The sequence below is a fragment of the Photorhabdus khanii NC19 genome (assembly GCF_000517265.1).
In the GTDB taxonomy this organism is placed as follows: Bacteria; Pseudomonadota; Gammaproteobacteria; order Enterobacterales; family Enterobacteriaceae; genus Photorhabdus; species Photorhabdus khanii.
Genome location: NZ_AYSJ01000014.1, coordinates 354,661 through 361,203 on the forward strand (window position 1 = coordinate 354,661; position 6,543 = coordinate 361,203).

General features: G+C 38.9%; 8 protein-coding genes. 4 read left to right on the forward strand and 4 right to left on the reverse strand.

Annotated features, from left to right (window positions below; genetic code table 11):
* Window positions 1–176 precede the first annotated feature (176 nt).
* Window positions 177–632, forward strand: coding sequence for an Rrf2 family transcriptional regulator (locus PTE_RS17060; protein ID WP_036849110.1), 456 nt, complete (start codon window positions 177–179; stop codon window positions 630–632).
* A 50-nt stretch (window positions 633–682) separates the two neighbouring features.
* Here the strand turns inward: PTE_RS17060 and PTE_RS17065 are convergent, their stop codons facing one another.
* A complete protein-coding gene (locus tag PTE_RS17065; protein ID WP_036849112.1) occupies window positions 683–1,723 on the reverse strand; it encodes a LacI family DNA-binding transcriptional regulator in 1,041 nt (346 codons plus the stop codon).
* 248 nt (window positions 1,724–1,971) lie between these two features.
* Here PTE_RS17065 and PTE_RS17070 point away from each other — a divergent pair, with 248 nt between their 5' ends.
* From PTE_RS17070 to PTE_RS17080, 3 genes are read left to right on the forward strand one after another with little or no spacing between them, the layout of a single operon-like run.
* Window positions 1,972–2,415 (forward strand): PTS sugar transporter subunit IIA, encoded by a 444-nt coding sequence (locus PTE_RS17070; RefSeq protein WP_036849113.1) that lies wholly within the window; start codon window positions 1,972–1,974, stop codon window positions 2,413–2,415.
* 30 nt (window positions 2,416–2,445) lie between these two features.
* The gene (locus tag PTE_RS17075; protein WP_036849115.1) at window positions 2,446–2,733 is read left to right on the forward strand and encodes a PTS sugar transporter subunit IIB; all 288 of its coding nucleotides are present in this window, start codon (window positions 2,446–2,448) and stop codon (window positions 2,731–2,733) included.
* Between the two features lie 12 nt (window positions 2,734–2,745).
* Window positions 2,746–4,002, forward strand: a complete 1,257-nt coding sequence (locus PTE_RS17080) for a PTS ascorbate transporter subunit IIC (RefSeq protein WP_036849117.1) — start codon at window positions 2,746–2,748, stop codon at window positions 4,000–4,002.
* Between the two features lie 322 nt (window positions 4,003–4,324).
* Here the strand turns inward: PTE_RS17080 and PTE_RS17085 are convergent, their stop codons facing one another.
* The 3 genes from PTE_RS17085 to PTE_RS17095 are packed head-to-tail and all read right to left on the reverse strand — an operon-like array spanning window position 4,325 to window position 6,380.
* Window positions 4,325–5,020 carry a helix-turn-helix transcriptional regulator gene (locus tag PTE_RS17085; protein ID WP_036849120.1) on the reverse strand — a complete coding sequence of 232 codons (696 nt, stop codon included), beginning with the start codon at window positions 5,018–5,020 and terminating at the stop codon, window positions 4,325–4,327.
* A gap of 54 nt (window positions 5,021–5,074) precedes the next feature.
* A complete protein-coding gene (locus PTE_RS17090; RefSeq protein ID WP_036849121.1) occupies window positions 5,075–5,746 on the reverse strand; it encodes a helix-turn-helix transcriptional regulator in 672 nt (223 codons plus the stop codon).
* A gap of 25 nt (window positions 5,747–5,771) precedes the next feature.
* On the reverse strand, window positions 5,772–6,380 hold the full coding sequence (locus PTE_RS17095) for a helix-turn-helix transcriptional regulator (RefSeq protein WP_245219066.1): 609 nt from the start codon (window positions 6,378–6,380) through the stop codon (window positions 5,772–5,774).
* Window positions 6,381–6,543: the final 163 nt, after the last annotated feature.

Sequence of the window (6,543 nt, forward strand, 5' to 3'; positions counted from 1 at the left end):
GCTAAACCAGATAGTGATGTGGGTAACAGATCGGGAGGAGCAGGAATGTTAATCAGACAGATTGACATCCTGAATTTCACTATTTACTATGCGGCGAAATTAGTTATATATCATATAACTTTTTTCTTATTTTCTGCTATTCTCAATGACATTTTTAAGATATACAGGGTTTTCTAGTGCCGACATCTACTCGTTTTGCCGTGGCTATTCATATTCTCACTGATATTGCGCTTCATCATGGTCAAGCTGTACGCTCCGAAGATATCGCAAAAAGTGTGAATACTAACCCAACGGTCGTTCGCCGGCTTCTGGGCGCCCTTGCAGAAGCCGGGTTGACCTACTCGCAAATGGGTCAGGGAGGGGGAGCGTTATTGGCCTGTCCACCGGAGCGAATCTCATTATTGGATATTTATCGTACAGTTGAAGATCCATTATATTTTACGTTGCACCGTTCTAAACCCAATCCCAAATGTTATATCGGACACAATATCACTCCGGTTTTAGAAGATGAGTTCTCGCGTATTACCTGTGTGTTGGAAGCTACCCTGGCTGAAACGACAATTGCTGACATAGTCAATCGGGTTGAAGACTGTGCGGGTTTTCCTTTTAAGCAGTTGTCAGCAGATAAATAATTAGCGCTTTTATAGGCTCTTGTGGCACTTTACTGGGATTTTCAACTCCATCAAGCACTTTGTCTTGGCTCAAATTTATACGAAAACAGGTGATATTGATTATTTTGATATTCTGGCTCATCTTCATCCTGTTTATTAAGTAGTTTTACCAGCCATTTTCCTGTGTCCTTGCCTATTTTGGGGTAATCAATGCGGATTGATGTCAGCGTTGGTTGCGTGTGATCACAGTTATCCGATCCTTCCAGACAGGCAACAGCCAGATCAGCCGGTATTTTAAGCAGACGACGCTGGCATTCAAACATGACTCCCAGAGCAATCACTTCATGGCTGCAAATCACGCCTTCCAATTCAGGTTGACGTAATAACATTTCGGCGATTGCCTGACAACCAAATTGCATACTGGCAGCATTTGGCGTAGTGATATTTTGGTCTGCGTTCTGATAGTGATGTAGCATGGCTTTATTCCAGCCATTAATTTGCTGATTTTGCAAACGATTATCCATTTGTGCGCCAATATAACCAATATGCTTCCGGCCTTTATTCAGCATATGCTCAGTCAGGGTATAAGCCGCTGCGGAAAAATCCGTTTCTATATTGATTGTTGTCTGTTGTTGATGAGATCCCGCGACATTGATAATCGGGATATTGATATGCGAAATATTGTCATAGGTTTTATCTGCCAGTTGAGAACCGAAGATAACCAATGCGGCTGCGTTGCTTTGCAGCAATGTCATGATAATTTCGGCTTCCTTATTGCGGTTATATTCATGACATCCGAGTAAAACCTGAAAGGAATGTTTATTCAGCACTTGTTGCAGGGACTGTATAAATGTGGCGCTGGCTCTATCTGTCAAAGACGGAACAAGAACCGCGATAATATTGCTTTGGCCGGAGGCAAGTACGCCGGCAGCGCCATTGGGGATATATCCCAACTCCTGTATGGCGTGTTCAATTTTTTCCCGTAATTTATCCGATACCATGTCTGGTGTTCTCAATGTGCGAGAGACCGTCATTGAACCGACACCGGCATACTTAGCAACATCTTGTAATGTTACTCGCCCTGTATTACGGCGTTTTCGTGTCTTTTCCATCAATATTTTTCTATTTTTTTCATTAACGGCTATGAATTTGACGGTAGGATTCTACCTTATCTCAGGCAAGTCGTGGGAAAAAAACCATGATGTGTTTTTCGTATTCAGGTAAATCGATTAGATAACAATGATAGCGCTATCACAATAATGAATTACGATGATAGATAGCGCTACCATTTGTGATTAATATCTCTGGAGAGAGGACAGGGGTATAGAAGACGGAACACAATTTCAACCAGGAGAAACTGATGCTAAAAACTTTACTTACCCGTAATGTGATCCAAGTGATCCCTGACGCTAAAGATTGGCGCGAAGCTATTGCTATTGCTTGCCAGCCTCTGGTGGCAAACCATTCAATCTCACTCCGTTATATTGATGCTATTTACTGCTCTCATGAGGCCATTGGGCCCTATTACGTTGTCGGGCCGGGAATTGCTATGCCACATGCCAGACCTGAGGAGGGGGTCAACAAATTGTCTTTAGCATTAACCGTTATTAGCAACGGTGTTGAATTTGGTTCTGAAGAAAATGATCCGGTCAAGCTATTGATTGTCTTAGCAGCGACTGACAGCAATAGCCATATCGAAGTGATTTCTCAACTTGCTGCACTGTTTGATAATCAACAAGATACGGCGCTGCTGATAGGCGCTAAAAGTAAAGAAGAAATTCTTTTCGTTATTAACAAATACTAATTTGTTATTTTTTTGTTATGGGAAAACAGTATGAAAATCACAGTCGTTTGCGGAAATGGGTTAGGTACCAGCCTGATAATGGAAATGAGCATTAAAAATATTCTGAAAGAGATGGGGATAGATGCTGGCGTTGATCATGTTGATCTGGGTTCAGCAAAAGCAACTCAAAGTGATATTTTTGTTGGTACTAAAGATATTGCAGAACAACTGGTTGCTCAGGCAGTCGATGGCAAAATTGTTGCACTGGACAATATGGTGGATAAAGCCGCAATGAAAGCGCGTCTGTCCGTGGCGTTAGCCGAACTTGGTGCGTTGTAACCGGAGGCTGTCATGGAATTCTTCCATTTTCTGATGAGTGATGTCCTGTCAGAGCCTGCGATTTTAGTGGGATTTATCGCGCTTATTGGTCTGGTCGTGCAAAAAAAGCCGGTGACTGAATGTATCAAGGGCACCATAAAAACCATTATGGGTTTTGTGATCTTGGGGGCCGGGGCTGGATTAATCGTCTCTTCATTGGGGGACTTTGCGGCAATTTTCCAACATGCTTTTGGTATTCAGGGAGTAGTACCAAACAACGAAGCGATTGTTTCCATTGCGCAGAAAAGTTTTGGTAAAGAAATGGCAATGATTATGTTCTTTGCTATGGTGATCAATATCTTGATTGCCCGTTTTACCCCGTGGAAATTCATCTTCCTGACAGGGCATCATACGCTGTTTATGTCCATGATGGTCGCGGTCATTCTGGCAACTGCGGGGATAAACGGCACTATGCTGGTGGTTATTGGTTCGGTGGTTGTTGGGGTTGCTATGGTTTTCTTCCCGGCGATTGCCCATCCATATATGAAAAAAGTGACCGGTTCTGACGACGTTGCCATTGGGCATTTTTCCACGTTCTCCTATGTTTTGTCCGGTTTTATTGGCAGCAAATTGGGTAACAAAGAACACTCAACGGAAGAGATGAATGTACCGAAAAGCTTGCTGTTTCTGCGTGATACACCGGTTGCCATCTCTTTCACGATGGCAATTATTTTCATGATCACTTGTTTGTTTGCCGGTGGTGATTTCGTCAGAGGAGTCAGTGGTGGAAAAAATGGGTTTATGTTTTCGTTAATGCAATCCATTACCTTTGCCGCAGGTGTATATATCATACTGCAAGGTGTGAGAATGGTGATTGCAGAAATCGTCCCTGCGTTTAAAGGAATTTCTGACAAATTAGTTCCGAATGCTAAACCTGCTTTGGATTGTCCGGTTGTATTCCCTTACGCGCCTAATGCGGTATTAGTTGGTTTCCTGAGTAGTTTTATTGCCGGTATCATCGGTATGTTTATATTATATGCATTGGGTATGACGGTAATTATTCCCGGTGTCGTGCCACATTTCTTCGTTGGCGCTGCGGCTGGGGTATTCGGTAATGCGACAGGTGGTCGCAGAGGCGCTATTCTCGGTGCTTTTGCTCAGGGCTTGCTGATAACTTTTCTGCCTGTATTCCTGTTACCTGTTCTGGGGGATATTGGTATTGCTAACACGACATTCAGTGACGCTGACTTTGGTGCATTGGGCATTCTGTTAGGCGTTATTGTTCGTTGATTGGAATATCTGGAGTTTGAAACAGGGTTATAAATACCCTGTCTCGATCTCTTTTACCAAAATATTAATGCAAACCATTCGACCATAATAAGCTTCAATCAGTGCTCATGCTGGTCTCGTGGTTTCTTAATTTTCTAAAAGTCTTTAACAAAAGAAACGAGTGAATAAATATTCAGAAAAATGATAATTTAGCCTCGTATTAAGCCCTTTATTTTTATTTATCAAATTGTTTTCCATATATCAGCTTAGGGGGGAGTTTAATCGAAAAGTAGATTAATTAAACAGGTCAGAGAGAAATACGTAATAATGAAATCGTGATTATTTATAGCAAAATGTGGCCTATAGACTGAAGGTATTTTGGGGGGATATAAAGATCATAAGCATTCTCTTTGCAAAATGTTCTTAATTCAATAGCTGAGTTAACTGATAGTTTCTCATAGATACTTTCGAAATATTTTTCCACAGTGCGATATGAAATTTTCATTTCTTCAGCAATATATTTATTGCTGACGCCACGGCAGAATAAAAAAATTATTACCCATTCTTTCTCTTTTAAGATAGCATTTGGTGGCTGAAATATAATCGATATAGGAATATCATTCTCCATATAATGAGACACGGTAAAGTTATGTATTTCTCTGGCGTGAGCAATTACGCCAATACACTGATTATTTTCATCCATTAATGGGTATTTATTACAAAAATAGGATGTAAATTGTTCGTTTTTGTTTAGAGCATAAGAGGTAAGAGATGATATTCTCTGCATATACTGTAAGACCTTACGATCATGTTTCTCAAAAAGGTGAGTAAATTTATTAACTGGTGTTAGTAATTCTTTATCGGTATATCCAATAACATTAAAGTTTTCAGGTAACTTATTGACTTTAATAAACATTGCATTTGCATAAATAAAGCGGAATTCCTTATCTTTTACAAACCACGGTTCTGAGCTTTTATCCCACATATTAGTTAGCTGAGGAGTAATAAAAGGGACTTTTTTACATCCTGATTGACTCATATTTGACCTTTATAACATTATTACCTTATAAAAATTTGAGTAAATAGACGACATTTATAAGTAAGACAATAAAAATCTTTTTGGTGCATAGAGATCAAAGCTATTTAGTCGGCAATATTCCTCCAATTGTGAATCTGAACTAATGTTCAACTTATTGTAAATCTTTCTTATGTATACATCTATGGTTTTATCAGCAATATTAAGTAATTGGCTGATTTTCTTCCTGCTATATTTTTGCAGAAAAAGGAAGACTACCTCCCATTCTCGCTCAGTAAGGAGGTGAGTCGGTGATTGAAATATAATAGAATTGGGTAGTTTGCTATGGAATAGCCGAGTGAGTGAGTTATCCTGAATTTTCCAGGCATGGAACAGGATGCCGATACATTTTTTTTCATCATCATAGAGTGGAAACTTTTCCTGTAAATAAGATGATAAAACTTTATCTCGTCCAAATACATGCGTTTCTAATGATAAAACACTCTCTTCATTTGCTATTACTTTCAAGTCATGTTTAATAAAATCTTCAGAAAATTCATTGCCTTTCCAGGGAATGTCACTATCATATTTACCTTCATAATCATAAGTGGTATTGATATTTTGAAGTTTAATTAATGCATCATTACCATAGAGAAAACAGGAGGATTTATCTTTTACTCCCCACGGTTCGTTGCTGGTTTCCAGGGTGTTTATTATTTGTGACGAAATAGTCGAATTTTTTATAGTCATATTTATTGTTATATAATATCCTGATTTAGGAAAACATGATGCTCTCTTGTTGCAAAAATCTTTCTGGTACATAGAGATGAAAACCATTAAGTCGACAATATTCTTCCAGTTGTCGGTCGGAATTAACTCCAATTTTGCAATAAATCCTTGATATATGAATTTCAAGGGTATGATAGGATATATTCAGTATTTTCCCGATTTGTTTACGGGGGGATTTTTGTAGAATCAAGAAAATAATATCACACTCATGTTGAGTAAAAATTTCAGATGGCGCTTGGAACATAATGGATTCGGGTAATTTTCCATAAAACAGATGTGTTAGAGAAAAATTTTTTACTTTACCTGCATGAAATAGAGTTCCGATACAATTTCCTGAGTCATTATAGAAAGGGTATAATTCAAATAAGTATGAACAAAGAATTTGATTTTTACCAAAAGGATGGGTTTCCAGTGAATATGTTTTTTGCTCCAGTTCTTCTGCTTTACGATCATGTGATTGAAAGTCTGCTTCAAATTCTGCTGTTGGGGCAGGAAGCTCTCTATCATATTTTCCTTCAATATTATAATTATGAGGTAAATTAAGGAGATCACAATAGGCTTTATTGGCATTACAATATACTTTGCCAGATTTCACTGATTTGATTGAACAACAGCAAATCATCTTTNTCTTATGGATGGGGATGATTTGGTGGATCGTTGCTTGTCTCCATCGTACACAACTGACCGAGACAGAAAGATATCAGATTTCCAGTTTAAAAAAAGCGGGTTTTTCACAGCGTTTCATTGCTGAGTCACTT

Excerpts from the sequence above, each read along its gene's own strand:
- PTE_RS17065 (WP_036849112.1), bottom strand. The coding sequence starts at position 1,723 with ATGGAAAAGACACGAAAACGCCGTAATACAGGGCGAGTAACATTACAA.
- PTE_RS17070 (WP_036849113.1), top strand. The coding sequence starts at position 1,972 with ATGCTAAAAACTTTACTTACCCGTAATGTGATCCAAGTGATCCCTGAC.
- PTE_RS17075 (WP_036849115.1), top strand. The coding sequence starts at position 2,446 with ATGAAAATCACAGTCGTTTGCGGAAATGGGTTAGGTACCAGCCTGATA.
- PTE_RS17080 (WP_036849117.1), top strand. The coding sequence starts at position 2,746 with ATGGAATTCTTCCATTTTCTGATGAGTGATGTCCTGTCAGAGCCTGCG.
- PTE_RS17085 (WP_036849120.1), bottom strand. The coding sequence starts at position 5,020 with ATGAGTCAATCAGGATGTAAAAAAGTCCCTTTTATTACTCCTCAGCTA.
- PTE_RS17090 (WP_036849121.1), bottom strand. The coding sequence starts at position 5,746 with ATGACTATAAAAAATTCGACTATTTCGTCACAAATAATAAACACCCTG.